Here is a 21,741-nt window from a genome sequence, read left to right as displayed (position 1 = left end):
GTTCAGGCGCGCATGGTGCCGGTTTTCACGTAGCGGCTGTGCCAGCCCAGCGCCTCGTCCAGCAGGTGCGGCGTGTGCTGGCCCATGGAGCCCTTCTTGGCGCGGGCCACGTAGTCGCGCAGCGCGTCGCGGTAGTCCGGGTGGGCGCAGCGCTCGATGATGATGGCCGCGCGCTGCGAGGGCGAGTGGCCGCGCAGGTCGGCCAGGCCCTGTTCGGTGACGATGATCTGCACGTCGTGCTCGGTGTGGTCCACGTGCGAGGCCATGGGCACGATGCACGAGATGGCGCCGCCCTTGGCCAGCGAGGGCGTCATGAAGATCGACAGGTAGGCGTTGCGCGCGAAGTCGCCCGAGCCGCCGATGCCGTTCATGATGCTGGTGCCCATGAGGTGGGTGGAGTTGACGTTGCCGTAGATGTCGGCCTCGATCATGGCGTTCATCGAGATCAGGCCCAGGCGGCGGATCACCTCGGGGTGGTTGCTGATCTCCTGCGGGCGCAGCACGATGCGCTCGCGGTAGAAGTCGATGTTCTCGTTGAAGTCGGCGGCCGCCTGCGGACCCAGCGACAGCGCGGTGGCCGAGGCGCTGCGCAGCTTGCCCGAGCGCAGCATGTCGAGCATGCCGTCCTGCAGCACCTCGGTGTAGGCCGTGAGGTTCTCGAACGGCCCCTCGTTCAGGCCCGCCAGCACGGCGTTGGCGATGTTGCCCACGCCCGATTGCAGCGGCAGCAGCTCCTTGGGCATGCGCCCGGCCTTCACCTCGTGCTGCAGGAACTCGATGATGTGGCCGGCGATGCGTTGCGAGTTCTCGTCGGGCGGCGTGAAGGTCGGGTTGCGGTCGGCCTTGTGGGTTTCCACCACGGCGATCACCTTGCTCGGGTCGCAGCGCAGGTAGGGCTCGCCGATGCGGTCGTCCGGGCGCAGCAGCGGGATCGGGCGGCGGTTGGGCGGCAGGTCGGTGCCGTAGTAGATGTCGTGCATGCCCTCCAGGCCGGCGTTCTGGCCGTGGTTGACCTCCAGGATCACCTTGTCGGCCAGGTCCAGCCAGGTCTTGTTGTTGCCCACGGAGGCGGAGGGGATCAGGCGCCCGTCGGGCAGGATGCCGGCCACTTCGACCACGGCCACGTCGAGGTGGCCCATGAAGCCGAACCACACGAACTGCGCCACGTGCGAGAGGTGGATGTCCATGTACTGCATCTGGCCGGCGTTGATGCGCTGGCGGCAGGTCGGGTCGGACTGGTAGGGCATGCGCATCTCGATGCCGTCCACCTTGGCGAGCGCGCCGTCGAGTTCGGGGCCGGTCGAGGCGCCGGTCCACAGGCCGATCTTGAAGCCCTTGCCCTGGGCGTTGAGGCTTTCGATGCGCCGCGCCAGCGCCTGCGGCACGGACTTGGGCGAACCCGAGCCGGTGAACCCGCTCATGCCCACGTTGGCCCCCGCCGGGATCAGCGCGGCGGCCTCGTCGGCCGACATGACGCGCTGCTGCAGGACGGGGTGGTGGATGCGGTGGTTCTTGGACATGGGCAAACTCCTGGAAGGCCGCGCGGCGGCGGCGGATACGCCCCGGAGTGTATCCGGGGCGCCTCGGGAGCCAAGGGTTTACCCTGACGTCAATTGACGTCGATCAATTTTCGCGGTCGAGCAGCGCGTACAGCAGGATGGCGCCGAAGGTCGCGGTGCCGATGCCGCCGAGCGCGAACTGGCCGAACTTCAGCGTGAAGTCGCCCGTGCCCAGGATGAGCGTGATGGCGGCCACGATGAGGTTCTTGTTCTGCGAGAAATCGACCTTGTTGTCCACCCAGATCTTGGCGCCGGCCACGGCGATCAGGCCGAACACCACGATGGACACGCCGCCCATCACCGGCAGTGGGATGGTCTGGATCACGGCGCCGAACTTGGGCGAGAAGCCCAGCACCACGGCGATCAGCGCGGCCACCAGGAACACGGCGGTGGAGTAGATCTTGGTGGCGGCCATCACGCCGATGTTCTCGGCGTAGGTGGTCACGCCGGTGCCGCCGGCGGCGCCGCTGACCATGGTGGCCACGCCGTCGCCGATGAAGGCGCGGCCCATGTACTTGTCCAGGTTCTGGCCGGTCATGGCCGTCACGGCCTTGATGTGGCCCAGGTTCTCGGCCACCAGGATGATGGCCACCGGGGCGATCAGCAGCATGGCCGGGCCGCTGAACACGGGCGCGGCGAAGTTGGGCAGGCCGAACCAGGGCGCGTTGGCCAGGGCGGTCAGGTCCATGGGCTTGCCCAGGCCCAGGCCGTTGGTCAGCACGGCATAGACCAGGCTGGCCACGATCAGGCCCACCAGGATCAACAGGCGCTGCACCATGCCGCGCGTGAGCACGGCCACCAGGCCCACGCTGATGAAGGTCACCACCTGCATCCAGCTGTCGAAGTTGCTCGCCGCCATGTTCTTGATGGGGATGCCGGCCAGGTTCAGGCCGATCACCGCCACCACCGAACCCGTCACCACGGGCGGCATGAAGCGCTCGATCCAGCCCGTGCCCACCATCTGCACGATGGCGCCCACCAGGGTGTAGACCAGGCCGCAGGCGATGATGCCGCCCAGCGCCACGCCGATGTTGGCGTTCGGCCCCTTGCCCGCGTAGGCCGTGGCCGCGATCACCACGCCGATGAAGGCGAAGCTCGACCCCAGGTAGCTCGGCACCTTGCCGCCGGTGATGAGGAAGAAGATCAGCGTGCCGATGCCGCTCATCAGGATGGCCAGGTTCGGGTCGAAGCCCATGAGGATGGGGGCGAGCACCGTGGCGCCGAACATCGCGATCACGTGCTGCACGCCCATCACGGCCGTCTGCGGCCATGGCAACCGTTCGTGCGGCCCGATCACGCCGCCTTGCGCCAGCACGTCGGCGCTCTTTTCCTGCCAGTCAAACATACCCATGGTGGTTCCCTCGATGTATTGGTGGCGGCGATGCTACGCGAAATGCGGCGGTTTGGGGTTCGGCGGCGGCGCGCGCCACGCGCCTGGGTGTCCAGGGGGCTTTTGTCGGCTAGAGTGGCGGCTCACTCCTTCCTGGCCATGTTGTTTCGGGCGATGCCACTGCACTTCAACCAACGGACCCTGCGCGCCCTGCTGGTGGGTTTTGCCGTCCTGGCCGTCGCCAGCACGGCCTGGCGCTACCGCCACCATGAACTGGTGCAGGCCGTGCTGCGCCCGGGTGGCGCGGGCGGCGCGCCGATCCGGTTCGACAACGGCAGCGTGCGCGACGGCGCCCCCCGGCCGGCCGCCAGTGGCACCGACCCGGGGCTGGCCGCCGAGAACGAGCCCGGCAAGCTCAAGAAATGCATCCGCGGCAAGGAGGTGCTTTACACCGACCAGGCCTGTGGTGCCGGCGCGCGCGTGGCCGCCATTGAGGGCGGCAACGTCACCGTGCTGCCGTCGCCCCCAAGCGCCGCCAAGGCGCCCGGGCGCGCCGAGCCGCCCACGGGCCGCCGCACGCTGCACGAAGCGCTCGACGTCTCGGGCAGCGAGGAATTGCGCGGCCGCATGATGGAGCGCTCCCTCCGGCCCTGACCGCTTCACGCCCTTCTTTCCCGCCATGACCACCGCCGCCTGCCCCTCCTGCCGCCAGCCCATGGAAGTCCACCGCTTCATGGCCCGCTCGGGCCAGATGCTGGAGCTGGACATCTGCTATGCCTGCCAGGGCCTGTGGCTGGATCAGAACGAGAACCTCCAGCTCCAGCCCGCCGCCGTGGTGGAACTGTTCCGCCTGCTGCACGAGCACCGGGGCGACCAGCGCCACCCGCTGCAACGCCAGATGGACTGCCCGCGCTGCCGCAAAACGCTGGCGCAGGGCTTCGACGTGGTGCGCAGCGGGCGCTACATCACCTACCGCTGCGCGGCGCGGCACGGGCGCTTCAGCACCTTCGCCTCGTTCATGGTGGAAAAGGGCTTCGTGCGCCACATGACGCCGGCCGAGGTGCAGGACCTGGCCAAGCGCGTCGGCGCGGTGTACTGCACCAGCTGCGGCGCGCCGGTGGACATCCGCAAGGACCACGCCTGCCCCTACTGCCGCGCCGCTTTCTCGCTGCTCGACCCGGATGCCGTGCGCAAGGCGCTCGACGGCTACGCGCCGGGCGCGCGATCCCCGGCGGCGTCCCCCGTGGACATCGGCGACGCCCTGGTCGCCCTGGAGCGCGACCGCAGCCGCGCCGAGCGCGAGCGCCAGCAGCAGATGGCCTTTGGCCAGGGCCGGACCCAGCAGGAGCTGACCGGCGACCTGCTGGCCGCCGGTGTGGAGATGGTCTGGAAGGTGCTCACGCGCTAATGTCCTGAGCTAGAAGTTCACAAACAAAATTACTCAATGCGGTTAGCGGTCTTGCACCAGACGAGTAGCTTGGGATTGGCATTCTTTATGCTCAGGTACTCGTGGATGGCCTGCAGTTGCCGGGGGGGCGTGCTGCGGCGCAAATACTTTTGGGTGAGGGTGGCAAGCCAGCGCTCGATCTGGTTGGGCCAGGAAGCCGACGTGGGCGTGGAGCCGGGGATGGTGCGCCAGCCATGCCTTGATGCTCTTGGTCTTGTGCGAGTCGCAATTGTCCATCACTAGGTGCCCGTCCACCTGTTGCGGCACGTTGACCTCGGTGGTGCGCAGAAATGCAGAAACTCTGCGCTGCGATGGCATCGGGGGAGTTCACCGATGACTTGCCCTGTGGCGATGAAAGCGCTGCGAACAGTGGTCGTGCAATGGCAGTCGTAGTCGTGTGTGCGTCGCATATGGGATGCCTGGCGCCAATGGTAGCGTCGGCTGGATACTGTCCAGAGCCTGAATTTGGCCCGTCTCGCCACACACAGCATCAGGGCCTTGAGCGAAGGGGCAAGCATAGTCTCGCAACGTCGCACGCCTTATCCGCGAATATCGAATCGGTGGATAGCTTAAATGTTTCTTGGTGGTGCGGCTGTAGGCCGAAGGCACGCCAGATGCGCGAAACGGGCGTTTGCGTCAAGCCTATCTCGCGCACCATGATGCGTGAGCTTCAGTGTGTGGCACCTGCAGGTCGCTCACTGTCCAGTTTCAGGACACTGGGCTATGTGGCCTGGACTAGAACAGCCGCAGGATGTTCCGGGTGCTCGCGGATGAAGGTTTTAGCTACATTGCGGATGCTTTCGGCCCAAGCGTTTCCAACAACCTCCCGATCTGTGCCGAAGAACTGTCTGACGAAGGTCTTGCTGACATGAGGGTTGTTGACTGTTGAGCCGCGCTCAGCGATGTATTGGGCCCTCAACCTGAGGATTTTGAGCATCCCGGTTGGCGAAATTCGAGGGGTGCCGTCTACCATCATGTCCGCTGCCTCCTCATACTGCAGCGCGCTCCATTGAAGCTTGTGAAGCTTCTTGGCGTCGCCGATCGAATATGTAACCTGCTCGCCCACAACGGCGAAGAGGTCGTCCAATTCAAGCTTGAGCGGCGCTCTGGCAGCAAGGCGGAAGTCAATCAGGATCTGAGCTTCCTTCTCGGCAATCCAAGGCTCCATATCCATGGGTGTCAGGCAGAGCGCTTTCTGCAGTTCCGGGCGTCCTCGAACCTTTGAGTAGAACCCCAGGACGAAAAGCATTGAGCGCCACCGCCTGATGTGCTCCATCCCAAAGTCGCGAGCCGTCCCAATGCTGAAGTCGGTCGAAGATTTGACCTCGACCTCGAACTGGTAGCGCCGACCATCGACCTCGATGTTCCTCAAAAGAGCGTCGACCCCATGCCGCTGGTGCTCGGGGTCCCAATCAAGGTTAAACATGCGGACGAGCTCACGCTCACGTTCATCATCTTGAACGGTCATTCAACGGCTCCGAGGGCCTTAGCAACCTGACGAGCAACCGCATAAGCGACGGGAGGGCAGACGCTGTTCCCGATTTGGCCGATGACCTGATACACCGCTCCAGAGAACTTCCAGTCTGCAGGAAATCCCTGCAACAAAGCACAGTCTTCTACTGATAGGCGGAAGTGGCCGTTCTCGGGCGGATAGGCGACAGCCAGCTCATGAGTCCGCTGAACGCCATTCGGCCAAATGCGCAGATCGTTCCAGACCTTGAGGGATGCCTTGCTGTTCAGAATTCCAGTTGTGTTTCTTGGCCCAGTGAAGCCGGATCGCAGCGTGGGTGCCACGTCGTCATAGCCGATGCTCGGCAGACCGAGGCTGGCACGCGCGGTGTTCCTAGGCAGCAGTGGGCCGAACAGCGTGCCATCGTCTCCATGCGTGGGCGCTGGCTCTACCCAGCGTGCTGCATCTCGGGCAGCGCGGAAACCGACGAAAAACACTCGGCGCCGGGCTTGGGGAACACCGAAGTCATGGGCGGCAAGCTTGAACTTGAAGATGGTGTACTGGCCCTGCAATGGGTCAACGATGACGTGTTGAACAAATGAGTCGAACTTCTTGTCCAGGAGGCCAACGACATTTTCGGCAATGAAAGCGCGCGGTCGCACCTGTTGAATGCAGCGGACGAACTCGCCCCACATGTTCCTAGGGTCCTGAGCGCCAGCCTGTTTCCCGGCGACCGAGAAAGGCTGGCACGGTGGACCGCCGTGCACAACGTCAACGCTTCGAAATGAAGAGAATTTCACCTTCGTTACATCGCCGGCTGCAGAGCCTGCACGTACGTCCCAATCTGGCCGATTGAGCCGAAATGTTTCACCGCAGATGTCAAGCAGTTCGAAGGATGTGCGGTGGTCATAGCCTGCGCGTTCAAACCCCAGATCAAGCCCGCCGCCTCCGGAGAACAGCGACATGCATGACAGCCCATTCTGCGGAAGCAGCGGCATGAGGTCGGCAGGATCAAGGCGGTCGCCTCGAAGTGGCGACTCGTGCTTAACGGACTTGCGATTTTGGAGGGCTTGCTTTCGCTGCTGAGAGCGAATCGAGGTAGCGCGGTATTTGTCTCGTTGTTCTTGCGTTAGTTCGTATGGCATGTAGTCCCTCTGAGGTGGTAGCGAGCGGAAATCTGTATGAAACCACAGTATTCTCGCTTGCTTTTACACCTTTTCCTATTGGATTATCTAGCGCCTCAGGTCGTGCGATGTAAGAAAATTGCGAGGTGTCGATTCATGACTCCAAAAAGCGCACGAGCCTCGCTTCCAGGATTACCGATCTGCCCGGCACTGTCGCACACTCCCAAATATTGAGCACAGACCAGCCTAGCCGACGCAGCTCGCGCAAGTTTTTTGCGTCGCGTTTGCGGTTGTCGAAAATTTTGGACGCCCAGAAATCGGCGTTGGTTTTTGGCTTGAAACCTCGGCCGCACGAGTGGCCATGCCAGAAGCAGCCATGGACAAAAATGACCTTCCGCCGAGAAGGAAAGACCAAATCGGGTGTGCCGGGCAGTCGTTTGTCATGCAGGACATAGCGGTAGCCCAGTCGGTGCAGGAGCCGGCGAACAGCCATTTCCGGTGCAGTGTCCACCGACCTGATTCGGGACATGAGTTGGTGCCGATCCTCTTTGGAGAGCTTGTCCATATTGGTGAGCATAGTTATGTTCTCGACGCGAACCAGCTTCGAGTGCAGTGTCCGATTTCCTGCATGGCAAGAGAGCACGGTGACTCGGCCTATGCCAGTCAGAAGGCTCAAATCGAGGGCAAGATGTCCGAGTCCAAAGATTTCACGAACCAACGTACCCAGCGAGGGTTGAGCATATGTTCGGCGCTGGTCCAGCGAGTGTGGAGTTCGGCAAAGCGCGCTAGCGAGGCCTTGTTAAGAACGCCATGAGCGCGTTCACCGCCTAGGTGCAGGCCAGCTGTTACCTTGGTCGACAACGTCTGATGGCACGGGTGCGTCCATGAGGGAGGTAGACAGGCGACAGGCATGAAGAACAGGTCCCGCAGAGCCCAAGATGGTCGCTTGGCAGCCTGTTTGTGCGAAATCGAACCACCATCAGTCCGAGTAAACGCTTTGACGGTACTTGTTTAGCATTGTCCTGACACAGGACACTAGGGACGTGTTGCGCACGGCGTACTGGTGCCGGCGGCCGGGGCTTTACCATGGCTGTATTGAATGCCCGTGCGATCGGCCCGTACCACCGTGCCTACCCTGAGCAAGGGAGGTGCCCTCGTTACCCGGAAAGCCCTATGCAAGCGCCCTACATTCCCCAAATCCGCCTCTACCAGGACTGGCTGCGCACGCAGCGCGGCCTGCGGTTCGACAGCTACGACGCGCTCTGGCGCTGGTCCACCACGGACCTCGACGCCTTCTGGCAGAGCATCTGGGACTATTTCGACCTGCGATCGCCCACGCCGCACAGCGCCGTGCTGGCGCAGAACACCATGCCCGGCGCGCAGTGGTTCCCGGGCGCCCAGGTCAACTACGCGCGCCAGGTGCTGCGCCATGTGGACGCCGCGCACGCCGCCGGGTTTCCGGCCATCGTCAGCAGCAACGAGAAGCGCCAGCACCGCGAGATGTCCTGGCCCGAGCTGCGCCGCCAGGTGGCCTCGCTGGCGCTGCACCTGCAGGCGCAGGGCGTGCAGCCGGGCGACCGCGTGGCCGCCTATCTGCCCAACGTGCCCGAGACCATCGTGGCCTTCCTGGCCACGGTGAGCATCGGCGCCGTGTGGAGCGTCTGCGCGCCCGACATGGGCACCCATGCCGTGCTCGACCGTTTCCGCCAGATCGAGCCCAAGGTGCTGATCGCCGTGGACGGCGTGAGCTACGGCGGGCGCGACCACGACCGCCTGGGCGTGCTCGCCGAGCTGCGCGCCCAGCTCCCCAGCGTGCGCCACACGCTGCTGCTGGGCAATCTGGATGCTACTGTTTTGGTAGCTGGTTGCGTAAGCTGGGTGAGCGCTACAGGCCAAAATGACCCTGAAACAGACGCCTTCGAACCGCTCTGGCTTCCGTTCGACCACCCGCTGTGGATCGTCTATTCCAGCGGCACCACCGGGCTACCGAAGCCCATCGTGCACGGCCACGGCGGCATGGTGCTGGTGATGCTGCAGCTCGGCGCGCTGCACAACGACATCGGCTGCAGCTACGCGCCCAACAGCTGGGGCGAGCGCTACCACTGGTACAGCTCCACCGGCTGGGTGATGTGGAACGCCCAGGTCGGTGGCCTGCTCGCGGGCACCACCTGCGTGGTCTTCGACGGCAACCCCGGCGGCAGCAAGGAGCGCCCGGACTGGGCCTCGCTCTGGCGCTTCGCCTCCGAGACCGGCGTGACCTTCTTCGGCGCGGGCGCGGCCTTCTACGCCAACTGCATGAAGGCCGGCGTCACGCCCGCGCAGTGCGGCGACCTGTCGTACCTGCGCGTGCTCGGTTCCACCGGCTCGCCGCTGTCGGCCGAGGTGCAGCAATGGGGCACCGACTTCATGGCCCAGGCCGGCGTCGAGAACATCTGGTGGTGCAATATTTCGGGCGGCACCGACTTCGCGGGCGCCTTCATCGGCGGCAACCGCGAACTGCCCCAGGCGCCCGGCAAGATGCAGTGCCGCATGCTCGGCGCCGCCGTCGAGGCCTGGGACGAGCAGGGCCGCCCGGTGCTGGACGCCGTGGGCGAGCTGGTCTGCACCCAGCCCATTCCGTCCATGCCGCTGTACCTGTGGGGCGACGACAGCGGCGCGCGCTACCTCGCGAGCTATTTCGACATGTACCCCGCGGGCCACGGCCGCAAGCCCGGCGGCGGCGACGGCCCGGCCGCCATGGGCGCCGTCTGGCGCCATGGCGACTGGATCCAGATCGGCGCGGGCGAGGCGGGCGGCTGCGTCATCTTCGGCCGCTCGGACGCCACCATCAACCGCCACGGCCTGCGCATGGGCACGAGCGAGGTCTACAGCGCGGTGGAGGCCCTGCCCGAGGTGCTCGACAGCCTGGTGGTGGACCTCGAATACCTGGGCCGTGAGAGCTACATGCCGCTGTTCGTGGTGCTGCGCCCCGGCCACGCGCTCGACGACGCGCTGCGCGCGCGCATCAACGACGCCATCCGCACCGCGCTCAGCCCGCGCTTCGTGCCCGACGACATCTTCGCCGTGGCCGAGGTGCCGCGCACCCTGAGCGGCAAGAAGCAGGAGCTGCCCATCAAGAAGCTGCTGCTGGGCCAGCCACTGGAGAAGGTGGTCAACCAGGACGCCATGGCCAACCCGGGCTGCCTGGCCTGGTACGTCGCTTTCGCTGCAAGCCGCGCTGCGGCGGTGGCCTGAAGCACCGCGCCTTGTCCTACCCCGGCGCGGCGGGGGCTGGCCATAATGGGCAGCTACCCACCGCCCGGGTCGCGCGGCCCGGGCCTTGCCAGGAGTGCCGTCCATGCCATCCGCCACCCCGCCCAAGCGCTTCTCCATGATCCGCGAGTTCCAGCTGGCCGACTGGGTCACGCTGGGCAACGCCGTGTGCGGCACGGGCGCGCTGTTCTCGGTGCTGTCGTACCTGCAGAACGGCGCCGTGGTGCATGTCTATTTCGCCTGCGCCTTGGTGCTGGCGGCGCTGGTGTTCGACGTGCTCGATGGCCGCGTGGCGCGCTGGCAGCACAAGAGCTCGGCCCTCGGGCGTGAACTCGATTCGCTGGCCGACATCATCTCGTTCGGCGTGGCGCCGGCCGTCATCGCCTACGGCTGCGGCATGCAGGGCCTGTACGACCGCATCGTGCTGGTCTACTTCGTGGCCTGCGGCGTCTCGCGCCTGGCACGCTTCAACGTCACGGCCGAGGCGCTGTCGGAGGGCGGCGACAAGGTGAAGTATTTCGAGGGCACGCCCATCCCCACCTCCATCGTCCTCGTCGGCCTGCTGGCGCTGGCGGCCTCGCAGGGCGCCGTGGGCCCGCACCTGTGGGGCGGCAGCGTGCGCCTGGGCGGCTTCACGCTGCACCCGCTGGTGCTGCTGTTCGCCGTGTCCGGCTCGCTCATGATCAGCCGCATCAAGATACCGAAATTCTGAGCAACCCCCTGGGGCGCGGCGGGCTTGGGCCGTGTCAGTTGCATGCGGGGTGCCGCTGGTAGGATGGGCCGGTTTTGCAGCGGGTCTTCCCGCTGGCCCGGTTGTCATTACCCAACGAGGAGAAGAAGCGATGAGTGGTCAGACCAAGTTCCTGCTGCAAGAGAGCCAGATGCCCAAGGCCTGGTACAACCTCCAGGCCGACCTGCCCCAGCCCCTGCCGGCCGTGCTGCACCCGGGCACGCACCAGCCCGTGGGCCCGGACGACCTGGCGCCGCTCTTCCCCATGGAACTTATCCTGCAGGAGGTCAGCACCGAGCGCGAGATCGACATCCCCGAGCCCGTGCGCGAGATCTACAAGCTCTGGCGCCCCGCGCCCCTGTTCCGCGCGTACCGGCTGGAAAAGGCCCTGGGCACGCCCGCCAAGATTTTCTACAAGTACGAGGGCGTGAGCCCCGCCGGTAGCCACAAGCCCAACACCGCGATTCCGCAGGCCTTCTACAACCAGCAGGCCGGCGTCAAGCGCCTGACCACCGAGACCGGCGCGGGCCAGTGGGGCACCTCGCTGTCGTTCGCCGGCTCGCTGTTCGATCTGGAGGTGCTGGTGTTCCAGGTGCGCGTGTCGTATGACCAGAAGCCCTACCGCCGCGCCGTGATGGAAACCTACGGCGCGCGCTGCCTGGCCTCGCCGTCGCAGGAAACCCAGTACGGCCGCAGCGTGCTGGCCGAGCGCCCCGACCACCCGGGCAGCCTGGGCATCGCCATCTCCGAGGCCGTGGAACTGGCCGTGCAGCGCGACGACACCAAGTACGCGCTGGGCTCGGTGCTCAACCATGTGCTGCTGCACCAGACCATCATCGGCCTCGAAGCCATGGAGCAGATGCAGATGGCCGACGCCTGGCCCGACGTGGTGGTGGGCTGCACCGGCGGCGGTTCCAACTTCGCCGGCATCGCCTTCCCCTTCATCGGCCACGGCCTGCGCGGCGGCCCCAAGCCGCGCATCGTGGCCGTGGAGCCGGCCGCCTGCCCCTCGCTCACGCGCGGCAAGTACGCCTACGACTACGGCGACACCGGCCACATGACGCCGCTGACCAAGATGCACACCCTGGGCAGCACCTTCACGCCGCCGGGCTTCCACGCCGGCGGCCTGCGCTACCACGGCATGGCGCCGCTGGTGTCGCACTGCAAGGAGCTGGGACTGATGGAGGCCACGGCCTACACGCAGAACCAATGCTTCGAGGCCGGCGTGCTGTTCGCGCGCAACGAGGGCATCGTGCCCGCGCCCGAGGCCAACCACGCCGTCAAGGGCGCCATCGAGGAAGCCCTGCGCTGCAAGCGCGAGGGCAAGAGCGAAACCATCCTGTTCAACCTCTGCGGCCACGGCCACTTCGACATGGTGGCCTACCAGAAGTACTTTGCCGGCGAACTCAAGGAAGAGGCCTACGACGAGAAGGAACTGGCCATGGCCCTGGCGGGCTTGCCCAGTGTGGACTGAGGCAGCGCCTCCCTGAGCGGCTTGCGTCCGGCGCGGCTGCTCAGGTTTTGCTATTGATTCAATAGCTTCTGGCGCTCATGGATCGGGCGCCAGAGCCTGTTTTGGCTTGAAATTCAGGCCGCCGCGGGCTTGCGGTTCACCAGCACGATGCCCGCCGCCACCAGCGCCAGTGCGGCCACCAGCCCGGGCGTGATGGGTTCGCCCAGCCACCAGGCGCCGGCCAGCAGCGCGAACACCGGTGTGAGGAACACGAACACCGAAATCTTCGTGGCCGGGTAGTGCGCCAGCATCCACATCCAGGCCAGGTAGCTGGCGAACGCGCCCACCAGCGCCTGCACCAGCAGCGAGGCCGTGGCGAAGCCGCTGAAGTCGAGGCTCCAGCGCTCGCCCAGCGCGAGCGACAGCACGGGCAGCACCGCCGTGCTCACCGCCACCTGGTAGAACAGTTGCTTGGCGGGCGCCACCTGGCCCAGCGGCGTGGCGCGGATGGTCAGCGTGGTCAGCGCCCACAGCAGGCCCGCCAGCAGGCCCAGCGCGTCGCCCAGCCAGGCGCGCGGCAGGGCGGCGTTGGCCGGGCCGAACAGCCCATCGCCGAAGGCCAGCGCAACGCCCACGAAGGCGCCCGCCAGGCCCAGCCACTGCATGCCGCGCAGCCCCTCGCCGGGCACGAAGCGCGGCAGCAGCAGCGCCACCCAGAACGGCGCGCAGTACAGAAACACCGTCAGCCGCGAGGCCGTCGTGTACTGCAGACCCACATAGATACAGGCGAACTCGCCCGCGAACAGCGCCCCCGCCAACAGCCCCGCGCCCATCGCGCCGTGCGGCTCGTGGGCGCCGCCCAGGCGCACCCCGCGCCACCAGCACCAGGCAGCCACCGCCGCCGTCGCCATGGCAAAGCGCACGAAGGCCTGGTACACCGGCGCCACCTCGGCCACCGTGGCCTTGACCAGCACCTGCTGCGCGCCCCAGAACATGCAGCAGCCCAGCAACAGGGAAATGGCGAGGGTGTCGAGGTGGGGTTTGCGGGTGGTCGTGGGCATGGCCCATTATCGGAGGGCCTGCACCGCCGCGCGGGATGCGAACGCAGTGCCCCCGCCTGCCGCCGTGGTTCAGCGCTGCGCAGCCGCGTGCAGCCACGCTGTGGCGTCTTCCTGCGGCAGCGGGCGGCTGAACAGGTAGCCCTGGCACATGTCGCAGCCCAGGCTGTCCAAAAAGGCATGCTGGCCTTCGGTCTCCACCCCCTCGGCCACCACCGCCAGGCCCAGGTGGTGCGCCAGGCCGATGGTGGCGGTGCAGATGGCGGCGTCGCCGGGGCTGGATTCCAGGTTCTGCACGAAGGTGCGGTCGAGCTTGAGGTAGTCCAGTGGCAGGCGCTGCAGGTAGGCCAGCGACGAGTAGCCCGTGCCGAAGTCGTCCATGGCCAGGCGCACGCCGAGCGCGCGGATCTGTTCGAGCCGGCGCACGCTGGCCAGCGGGTCTTGCATGGCGACCGATTCCGTGACTTCCAGGGTCAGCGCGCTGGCGGGCAGGCCGTGCGTGCGCAGGGCGTCGGCGATCTGCTCGGGCAGCTGGGGGTTGCGCAGTTGCACGGCGCTGAGGTTGACCGAGACCGTCAGTTCCAGCCCTTGCTGGCGCCATTGCGCCAGGGCCGCGCAGGCGGTGCGCAGCACCCATTCGCCCATCTGGTTGATCAGGCCCAGCTCCTCGGCCAGCGGAATGAAGTCGAGCGGAGGTATCCACCGCCCCTCCGGGTCCCGCCAGCGGATCAAGGCTTCGAGGCCGCGCACCTGGCCGCCGCGGCAGTCGAGCAGGGGCTGGTAGTGCACGTCGAAGGCCTGTTGCGCCACGGCCTGCTTGAGCGCGCGCTCCAGCGCGGCGCGGCGCGCGGCCAGGGCCATCATGTCGGCGTCGAAGCAGCGGTAGACCCCCTTGCCCATGCCCTTGGCCTGGTACATGGCGATGTCGGCGCTTTGCATCAGGCTGCCACGGTCCTGGCCGTCCTCGGGGTAGAAGCAGATGCCGATGGAGGTGCTGGCGCGCAGCTCGTGCCCCGCCAGCACCACGGGCCGGGCGAGTTGTTCGAGCAGCTTGGAGGCCACGTTGATGGCGTGCTGCGGGTTGTCCACCTCGGTCAGCACCACCACGAACTCGTCGCCGCCCAGGCGGGCCACGATGTCGTTGGCGCGCACGGCGTCACGCAGGCGGCGGGCCGTTTCGCGCAGGAAGTCGTCGCCCATGGCGTGGCCCAGGCTGTCGTTGATGCCCTTGAAGTTGTCCATGTCGAGGAACAGCACGGCCAGGCGCCGGCCGTGGCGCCGCGCGTCCGCCACGAGCTGGTCCAGCCGGGCCTCCAGCGTGTAGCGGTTGGCCAGGCCGGTAAGGGTGTCGTGGTGCGCCAGCCGCTCGATGGCCTGGGCCGCCTGGCGCTGCTCGGTAACGTCGGAATAGATGCTGACGAAGCCGCCATGGGGCAGGGGGGCGCCCATGATGTCGATCACCGTGCCGTTGGGGCGCACGCGTTCCAGGTGGTGCTGCGTGGGGTGCTGCGCCTTGGCCGTGAGTTCGGCCACGAAGCGTTCCACGTCCACCGTGCCGTATTCGCCGCGCTCGGCGTTGAAGCGCGCCAGCGCGGAGAAATGCGGGCGCTGGTCCACCAGTTCGCGCGTGAAGCCCAGCAGGCGGATGGCCTCGTCGTTCATCAGCACCAGATGGAGGTCCTTGTCGAAGATGCTCACGCCGCAGGGCAGGTTGTCGGCCAGGGTCTGCAGCAGTTCGTTCTTCTCGGCCAGCGTGGCCTCGCGCGCCTTGTTCTCGGTGATGTCGGTGTAGCTGGTGATGAAGCCCACGGTGCGGCCGTCTGCCTGCATGGGCCGGCCCTCGACGAGGTGTGTGCGGCCATTGGGGCGGTGGCGTTCGAGCCGGTGCGGCTCGAAGCGCAGCGCCCATTCGCGGCGCTGCGCGACATAGGCCTCGGGGTCGCCCGGGCCGAACTCGCCGCGCTGGGCGGGGTAGCGGATCAGGTCCTCGAACGGCACGTCGGGGTACACGCCCTCGGGCGGCAGGTCGAGCACCTCCAGCAGCTTGTCGTTCCAGCACTTGAGGCGCAACTGCTCGTCGAACACCGAGATGCCCTGCGGCAGATGCGCCAGCACGTTGGTCAGGTAGAGCGCCTGGTCGTGCATGGCCGTGGCGTTGTGCTCGCGCTCGGTGATGTCGGTGTAGATGCTGGCGAAGCCGCCGCCGGGCAGCGGGGCGCCGATCACCTCGATCATGGCGCCGCCCGGGCGCTGGCGCACGAAGCGGTGCGCCTCGCGCTTGCGCGCCAGGTCCATGCGCTGGCGCGTCAGCTCGCGCGGGTCGCCCGGGCCGTATTCGCCCCGGCAGGCGTTGAAATACAGCAGGTCCTCCAGCGTGGGCAGGCGCGGGGCAAACAGCTCCGGGGGGAAGTCCAGCAAGCGCAGCAGCAGGTGGTTGATGGCGGTCACGCGCAGGTCGGCGTCGAACAGCGCGATGCCCACCGGCAGGTGCTCCAGCATGTCGCGGAACAGCTTGAGCTCGTCCGGCGGGGCGAGGGTGCCGAGGAAATTCTTGCGCGGGTCCAACGTTCCTCCGGGTGAACGGGCGGCCTTGCAAGGACGGTGATGGGGCGCGGGCCTGCACACGCCTGCATACAGATGTTTCCGTCGGTTCCATGGTGACAGAAATGCCGGTGCCCTGCGCACTAGGGTTTGCACCATGGCCGCGCGGGGGGGCGGCGGCGCGCCGTGCCAGGGGCACGGTACACTTCCCGGCTCCGGCACTGGCTGCGCCAGCGCCTTGTTCGCATCCCCCCCACACATCCATGGCCGTTGACACGGCGGGCCACGCCCGCACCAGTTTTGACCTCAAGAGCGCCTCGCTGCCGGTGGTGGCCGTGGTGCTCAAGACCACCAACGCCGCCGTGCTCGCCGCCGATCTGGCCGAGCGCTTGGCCGACGACCCTGGCTTTTTCGACAACGACCCGGTGCTGATCGACCTGGCGCCCGTGCGCGAGGCGCCCGAACCCATCGACTTCGCCGCCGTGTCCGCGCTCTTGCGCCAGCACCGCACGCTGCCCGTGGCGGTGCGTGGCGGCAGCCCGGCGCAGATGGAGGCCGCGCACGCCGCCGGCCTGGTGGCCGCGCCCGAGGCGCCGCCCGCGCGCGCCGAGGCGCATGCGCAGGTGCGCGAGGTGCCGGTCGAGGTGCCCGTGGCCGGCCCGGCCGCCGTCGTGATCGACAAGCCGCTGCGCTCGGGCCAGCAGGTCTATGCGCGCGGCGCCGACCTGATCGTGATGGCCATGGTGAGCTTTGGCGCCGAGGTCATCGCCGACGGCAACATCCATGTCTACGCGCCGCTGCGCGGCCGCGCCATCGCCGGCGCGCGCGGCAACGCCGAGGCCCGCATCATTTCCACCTGCCTGGAGCCGCAGCTCGTCTCCATCGCGGGCATCTACCGCACCACCGAGACCGAACTGCCCGACAACGTGCGCGGCAAGCCGGCCCAGGTGCGGCTCGACGGCGAGAAGCTCCTCATCGAGCCACTCGCCTGATTCCTCTCTATCAACCCACTGGGAACCAGCATCACATGGCCAAAATCGTCGTCGTGACCTCCGGCAAGGGTGGCGTGGGCAAGACCACCACCAGTGCCAGCTTCGCCACCGGCCTCGCCCTGCGCGGCCACAAGACCGCCGTGATCGATTTCGACGTCGGCCTGCGCAACCTCGACCTCATCATGGGCTGCGAGCGCCGCGTGGTGTACGACCTCATCAACGTGATCCACGGCGAGGCCAACCTGAACCAGGCCCTCATCAAGGACAAGCAGTGCGACAACCTGTTCGTGCTGGCCGCCAGCCAGACGCGCGACAAGGACGCCCTGCGCATCGAAGGCGTCGAGAAGATCCTCAAGGACCTCTCCGACATGGGCTTCGAGTACATCGTCTGCGACTCGCCCGCCGGCATCGAAAGCGGCGCTCTCATGGCCATGCACTTCGCCGACGAGGCGCTGCTGGTGACCAACCCCGAGGTGTCCAGCGTGCGCGACTCCGACCGCATCCTGGGCATGCTCGGCAGCAAGACCAAGCGCGCCATCGAGGGCGGCGACCCGATCAAGGAGCACCTGCTCATCACGCGCTACAACCCCAGCCGCGTGGAAGACGGGCAGATGCTGAGCCTGGAGGACATCCAGGACATCCTGCGCATCAAGCTGATCGGCGTGGTGCCCGAGTCCGAGGTGGTGCTGCAGTCGTCCAACCAGGGCACGCCCGCCATCCACGCCCAGGGCTCGGATGTGTCCGAGGCCTACAAGGACGTGATCGACCGTTTCCTGGGGCAGGACAAGCCCCTGCGCTTCATCGAGGCCGAAAAGCCCGGTTTCTTCAAGCGCCTGTTCGGAGGCAAATAAGCCATGGCATCCTTCCTCTCCTTCCTGCTCGGCGAAAAGAAGAAAACCGCCAGCGTCGCCAAGGAGCGCCTGCAGATCATCCTGGCGCACGAACGCAGCGGCCGCAATGCCTCCGAGCCCGACTACCTGCCCGCGCTGCAGCGCGAACTGGTGGCCGTGATCTCCAAGTACGTCAAGATCAACCCCGACGACCTCAAGGTGCACCTGGAGCGCCAGGACAACCTCGAAGTGCTCGAAGTGAAGATCGAGTTGCCCGAGGCCGGGCGCTGATTTTTTGATCGAATTGGCTTTCAGGGCGCATGGGGAATGCGCCGGCAGCTATTGAAAAAGGAGCGCCGCGCGCTCAGCGCGCGTGCTTCGCGAACTTCCCGGCAAAGGCCTGGGCGATGCTCAGGCCGCGCTGCCCGGGCTCCAGCACCGCCTGCTGGCCCGCCGCGAGTGTGCCCGTCTGCTCCACCGCCAGGTAAAAGCCGCAGCAGCCTGCCAGCGCCATGGCGCGGCCCGCCTGGGCGAAGCCCATCACCGCGTTGAACTTGTAACAGGGCTCGCGCGGCGCGGTCACGCGCAGCACGCAATCGGGGAAGCGCAGCCGGTCGCCCACGAACACCTCGTGTTCCAGCAGGCCCTCCACGGTGAGGTTCTCGCCCAGGAAGCCGGGCGGCAGGGTTTCGTCGAACGGGCTGATCCCGCGCTCGCGCCGCTGCGCCTGCCAGAAGGCGTAGTGCGCGGCCGGGTAGGCGTATACCGCCTTGTCCAGGCCGCCGTGCACGCTCAGGTCGGCCTGCTCGTCCCCCTCCAGCCCCAGCCGGCCCACGGCCACGGGGCCCGAAATGGGGGATTTGCCGATGGCGGTGAGGATCTGGCGCTCGCCGATGCGCATGCGCCGGGCGGCGCCCAGGTTCACGCTGCGCATGTGCAGGGCCGGGGCCATCACAGCGGATGCTCGGTGTAGAAACGCCCGCCGTGGTAGAGCAGCGGCGAGGCGCCGGCACGGTGCTGGCAGCGCTCGACCTCGCCGACGAAGATCACGTGGTCGCCTTCCTCGTAGCGGCTGCGGTTGATGCACTCGAAGGTGGCGGCGGCGCCCGCCAGCAGCGGCGCGCCGCTGATGCCGGGGCGGTGCTCCACGCCGGCCCAGCGGTCCACGCCGCGCGCGGCGAACCGTTCGGCCAGGGCCATCTGGTCGGCGGCCAGCACATTGATGGCGTAGTGCCCGCCAGCGGCGAAGACCGGCAGCGACGCCGAGGCCAGCGCCAGGCTCCACAGCACCAGCGGCGGGTCCATGGACACCGAATTGAAGGAATTGGCCGTGAGCCCGACCAGCCGCCCCTCGGCGCCACGCGCCGTGACCACGGTCACGCCCGTGGCGAACATGCCCAGGGCGGTGCGGAAATCGCGGGTGGAAAAGGGAGAGAGAGGGGGGGGGAGAGGGCTCAACACGGGCAAGGACAGATCGGCCGGGCTATTATCGTCCGGGTCCCCGAATCTTGCAGCCGTGCGGTTTTGCGCGGGCCCGAATGGAAGCCCCATGTCTCTGATACCCACCTTCACCACCCTGGGCGCGGGCCCCGCCGTGCTCATGCTGCACGACGCCGACGGCGGCCATCTGACCTTCGCGCCCCAGGTGGAGACGCTGGCCAGCGCGGGCTACCGCGCCGTGGCCTGGGACATGCCCGGCTATGGCCGCAGCGCGCCCATCGACCCGTATTCCTTCAAGGGGCTGGCGCACAGCTGTCTGGCGCTGATCGAGGCGCTGCGCTGCGGCCCCGTCACGCTGGTGGGCCATGGCCTGGGCGCCATGCTGGCGCTGGAGGTGGCCGTGCGCCAGAGCGCGCGGGTGCGGCGCCTGGTGCTGTGCGCCGGCGGCCCGGCCCTCGACGCCCAGGCCGTGCAGGACTGGGTGGCGCCGCGCCAACAGGCGCTGGCGCAGGGCACGGACATGGAGGTGCTGGCGCAGCGGCTGGTGCCGCGCTGCATCGGCAGCGGCGCGCTGCCCGAGGGCGCGCGCCTGGCGGCCCACGCCCTGGCCCAGGTCTACCCCGGCACCTACCGCCGCGCGCTGGAGGCGCTGCCGTGTTTCGACCGGGGTGCCGCCGACTTCGCGCGCCTGCACATGCCGGTCCTGCTCGTCAGCGGCGCGGCCGACCGCTGCACGCCGCCCGAGGCGCTGCAGGCCCTGGCCCAGGTGCTGCCCGATGCGCGCCATGCCAGCCTGCCCCATGTGGGCCACTGGCCGCAGCTCGAAGACCCGGAGGGGTTCGATGGCGCGCTGCTCGATTTCCTGGCCACCGCGCGGGTGCTGCATTGAGCGCGCGCCGGCCCTCCTTCGCGGCGGCATGGCGTGGGTGCGCGGCCGGCCTGCTGGCCGCCGCCGCCGCGCTGGCGGAAGCCACCCCGGTCCCCGCGCCCGCGCCGCGCGAGGCCTCGGCCTGCGCGCTGCTGCGGCCGCGCCTGCCGGGGGTGGGGCCGCAGCTGTGCAAATCGGCGCAGCTGGTGCCCAGCGGCGCGCGCTCGCGCCAGGGGCTGCCGCTGTTCTGGCGCGACGTGCTGCCGCCGGCCACGGTGCCCGGCCTGCCGCCTGTCGGGGCCGCCGAGCCGCTGCGCGTGCTGGTGGTGGGGGCCATGCATGGCGACGAACTCACCTCGGCCTCGCTGGCGCTGCACTGGATCGCGCTGGCCGAGAAGGCCGGCCAGCCGGTGCACTGGCGCTTCATCCCCGTGCTCAACCCCGACGGGCTGCTGGCCAAGCAGCCCACGCGCGTGAACGCGCGCGGCGTGGACCTGAACCGCAACTTCGACACCCCGCGCTGGCAGCACGACGCGCCGCACTACTGGGAAAAGCGCACGCGCAAGGACCCGCGCCGCTGGCCCGGCCCCGCGCCGCTGTCCGAGCCCGAGTCGCAGTTCCTGCACGCGCAGATGGACAGCTTCCGTCCGCAGCTGGTGGTGAGCATCCACGCGCCCTATGGCGTGCTCGACTTCGACGGTCCGCACGAGCCGCCGCAGCGCCTGGGGCGGCTGCGCCTGGACCGCGTGGGGGTTTTTCCGGGCTCGCTGGGCCACTACGGCGGCGTGCAGCAGGGCATGCCGGTGGTCACCATCGAGCTGGACCATGCGCTGCGCATGCCGCGCGACGCCGAGGTGCGCTCCATGTGGGACGATCTGCTGCGCTGGATGGACACGCGGCTGATCCGCACCGACCCCGATGCACCGGGGCAGGCCCGCAGATAGGGTGAAAATGGCCTCCAGCCCTTTCAGGGCAAGCGCCTCAAGCTATTAAAAATGTAGCTGCTTCCTGCTGCGCGGCGGCGTCCTGCCGCACGGCGTCCGGGGGGCCGCCCTTGCCCCACAGGGCGCCGCCCCAGCGCATGTCCAGGAACTGCGCGCACAGCCGCACCGAGTCGATCATGGGCTGGGCCTTGGCGCGGTCGCCGCTGGTGGTGACCAGGTGCAGCGACTTGCGCGCCATCTGCTCCTTGAACGGCAGGCCGGGAATGCGCATCCAGGCGCTCCAGTGGTCGAGGTAGGTCTTGAGCGGCGCCGGGATGCTGAACCAGTACACGGGCGCGACGAAAACGATGTGATCCGCCGCCAGCGTGGCGTCGAGCAGGGTTTGCATGTCGCCCTCGGGCGCCGGGTAGTGGCCGGTCGTGTGGCGCTGGTCCACGAAACGCGGCAGGTCCATGCGGGCCAGCGACAGCCAGGTCTGCGTGGCGCCCGGGGGCAGCGCGGCGGCGGCCTGGCGGGCCAGCCATTCGGTGTTGCCGACGATGCCGGGTTCACGCGTGGAGGTGGTGAGGAAGAGGTAGTGGGGGCGGGCGTCCGTCATGGCGGCATGGTAGCGCGCGCCGGGGGAGCGGGGGCTCCGCGCCTTACACTCGGCAATGACCACGACGAGGGCAGGGTTGCTGGGCGGGGCAGGACGGCCCCCGCGCCGGCGCGCGTGGGGATCGG

At 67.8% G+C, this 21,741-nt stretch carries 20 protein-coding genes; 10 read left to right on the top strand and 10 right to left on the bottom strand.

Annotated elements, in window-relative coordinates:
- Positions 1-2 precede the first annotated feature (2 nt).
- Positions 3-1,520, bottom strand: coding sequence for a succinyl-CoA:acetate CoA-transferase ScpC (gene scpC / locus D8S75_RS00990; protein WP_119964064.1), 1,518 nt, complete (start codon positions 1,518-1,520; stop codon positions 3-5).
- Positions 1,521-1,623: 103 nt separating this feature from the next.
- Complete coding sequence (locus D8S75_RS00985; RefSeq protein WP_119964063.1) at positions 1,624-2,910, bottom strand: solute carrier family 23 protein; 1,287 nt, start codon at positions 2,908-2,910, stop codon at positions 1,624-1,626.
- 153 nt (positions 2,911-3,063) lie between these two features.
- Here D8S75_RS00985 and D8S75_RS00980 point away from each other — a divergent pair, with 153 nt between their 5' ends.
- Together D8S75_RS00980 and D8S75_RS00975 are read left to right on the top strand one after the other, a co-directional pair.
- Positions 3,064-3,543 (top strand): hypothetical protein, encoded by a 480-nt coding sequence (locus D8S75_RS00980; protein ID WP_119964062.1) that lies wholly within the window; start codon positions 3,064-3,066, stop codon positions 3,541-3,543.
- Positions 3,544-3,568: 25 nt separating this feature from the next.
- Positions 3,569-4,297 (top strand): zf-TFIIB domain-containing protein, encoded by a 729-nt coding sequence (locus tag D8S75_RS00975; protein ID WP_119964061.1) that lies wholly within the window; start codon positions 3,569-3,571, stop codon positions 4,295-4,297.
- A 760-nt stretch (positions 4,298-5,057) separates the two neighbouring features.
- Here D8S75_RS00975 and D8S75_RS00965 read toward each other — a convergent pair.
- The 3 genes from D8S75_RS00965 to D8S75_RS00955 form a co-directional block, all read right to left on the bottom strand.
- Complete coding sequence (locus tag D8S75_RS00965; RefSeq protein WP_119964059.1) at positions 5,058-5,804, bottom strand: PDDEXK family nuclease; 747 nt, start codon at positions 5,802-5,804, stop codon at positions 5,058-5,060.
- A complete protein-coding gene (locus D8S75_RS00960) occupies positions 5,801-6,931 on the bottom strand; it encodes a DNA cytosine methyltransferase (RefSeq protein ID WP_119964058.1) in 1,131 nt (376 codons plus the stop codon). Before D8S75_RS00960 ends, D8S75_RS00965 begins: the two co-directional genes overlap by 4 nt.
- Before the next feature lie 133 nt (positions 6,932-7,064).
- Positions 7,065-7,487: a very short patch repair endonuclease gene (locus D8S75_RS00955; RefSeq protein WP_119964057.1), complete on the bottom strand. Its 423-nt coding sequence runs from the start codon at positions 7,485-7,487 to the stop codon at positions 7,065-7,067.
- Positions 7,488-8,083: 596 nt separating this feature from the next.
- Between D8S75_RS00955 and D8S75_RS00950 the strand changes: the two genes are divergently transcribed.
- The 3 genes from D8S75_RS00950 to D8S75_RS00940 all read left to right on the top strand — a co-directional run bounded on the left by D8S75_RS00950 (position 8,084) and on the right by D8S75_RS00940 (position 12,366).
- The gene (locus tag D8S75_RS00950; protein WP_119964056.1) at positions 8,084-10,144 is read left to right on the top strand and encodes an acetoacetate--CoA ligase; all 2,061 of its coding nucleotides are present in this window, start codon (positions 8,084-8,086) and stop codon (positions 10,142-10,144) included.
- 103 nt (positions 10,145-10,247) lie between these two features.
- Entirely contained in the window at positions 10,248-10,874 is a 627-nt protein-coding gene (pssA, locus tag D8S75_RS00945) for a CDP-diacylglycerol--serine O-phosphatidyltransferase (RefSeq protein ID WP_119964055.1), read from the top strand.
- A 130-nt stretch (positions 10,875-11,004) separates the two neighbouring features.
- Positions 11,005-12,366, top strand: coding sequence for a TrpB-like pyridoxal phosphate-dependent enzyme (locus tag D8S75_RS00940; RefSeq protein ID WP_119964054.1), 1,362 nt, complete (start codon positions 11,005-11,007; stop codon positions 12,364-12,366).
- 113 nt (positions 12,367-12,479) lie between these two features.
- Here the strand turns inward: D8S75_RS00940 and D8S75_RS00935 are convergent, their stop codons facing one another.
- The gene (locus D8S75_RS00935; RefSeq protein WP_119964053.1) at positions 12,480-13,406 is read right to left on the bottom strand and encodes a DMT family transporter; all 927 of its coding nucleotides are present in this window, start codon (positions 13,404-13,406) and stop codon (positions 12,480-12,482) included.
- 69 nt (positions 13,407-13,475) lie between these two features.
- Positions 13,476-15,968 carry a PAS-domain containing protein gene (locus D8S75_RS00930; RefSeq protein WP_198673116.1) on the bottom strand — a complete coding sequence of 831 codons (2,493 nt, stop codon included), beginning with the start codon at positions 15,966-15,968 and terminating at the stop codon, positions 13,476-13,478.
- Between the two features lie 239 nt (positions 15,969-16,207).
- Between D8S75_RS00930 and minC the strand changes: the two genes are divergently transcribed.
- From minC to minE, 3 genes are read left to right on the top strand one after another with little or no spacing between them, the layout of a single operon-like run.
- Positions 16,208-16,936 carry a septum site-determining protein MinC gene (gene minC, locus D8S75_RS00925; protein ID WP_119964051.1) on the top strand — a complete coding sequence of 243 codons (729 nt, stop codon included), beginning with the start codon at positions 16,208-16,210 and terminating at the stop codon, positions 16,934-16,936.
- Between the two features lie 35 nt (positions 16,937-16,971).
- Positions 16,972-17,787, top strand: a complete 816-nt coding sequence (minD, locus tag D8S75_RS00920) for a septum site-determining protein MinD (RefSeq protein ID WP_119964050.1) — start codon at positions 16,972-16,974, stop codon at positions 17,785-17,787.
- 3 nt (positions 17,788-17,790) lie between these two features.
- Complete coding sequence (gene minE, locus D8S75_RS00915; protein WP_119964049.1) at positions 17,791-18,057, top strand: cell division topological specificity factor MinE; 267 nt, start codon at positions 17,791-17,793, stop codon at positions 18,055-18,057.
- A 73-nt stretch (positions 18,058-18,130) separates the two neighbouring features.
- Here minE and D8S75_RS00910 read toward each other — a convergent pair whose 3' ends face one another.
- On the bottom strand, positions 18,131-18,718 hold the full coding sequence (locus D8S75_RS00910) for an MOSC domain-containing protein (protein ID WP_119964048.1): 588 nt from the start codon (positions 18,716-18,718) through the stop codon (positions 18,131-18,133).
- Positions 18,718-19,224 (bottom strand): flavin reductase family protein, encoded by a 507-nt coding sequence (locus D8S75_RS00905; RefSeq protein ID WP_370807243.1) that lies wholly within the window; start codon positions 19,222-19,224, stop codon positions 18,718-18,720. The genes D8S75_RS00910 and D8S75_RS00905 overlap by 1 nt, the downstream gene beginning before the upstream one ends.
- Before the next feature lie 91 nt (positions 19,225-19,315).
- Between D8S75_RS00905 and D8S75_RS00900 the strand changes: the two genes are divergently transcribed.
- Positions 19,316-20,095, top strand: a complete 780-nt coding sequence (locus D8S75_RS00900) for an alpha/beta fold hydrolase (protein ID WP_119964046.1) — start codon at positions 19,316-19,318, stop codon at positions 20,093-20,095.
- Positions 20,092-21,018 (top strand): M14 family zinc carboxypeptidase, encoded by a 927-nt coding sequence (locus D8S75_RS00895; RefSeq protein WP_198673115.1) that lies wholly within the window; start codon positions 20,092-20,094, stop codon positions 21,016-21,018. Before D8S75_RS00900 ends, D8S75_RS00895 begins: the two co-directional genes overlap by 4 nt.
- A 37-nt stretch (positions 21,019-21,055) precedes the next feature.
- On the opposite strand, the gene D8S75_RS00890 is transcribed toward D8S75_RS00895, so the two are convergent.
- Positions 21,056-21,616: a flavodoxin family protein gene (locus D8S75_RS00890; protein ID WP_119964045.1), complete on the bottom strand. Its 561-nt coding sequence runs from the start codon at positions 21,614-21,616 to the stop codon at positions 21,056-21,058.
- Between the last annotated feature and the right edge of the window lie 125 nt (positions 21,617-21,741).

This window comes from Simplicispira lacusdiani (assembly GCF_003604195.1).
GTDB classification, from domain to species: Bacteria; Pseudomonadota; Gammaproteobacteria; order Burkholderiales; family Burkholderiaceae_C; genus Simplicispira; species Simplicispira lacusdiani.
Note: the sequence above shows the minus strand (reverse complement) of the source record. Positions and strands in the feature narration are given on the sequence as shown.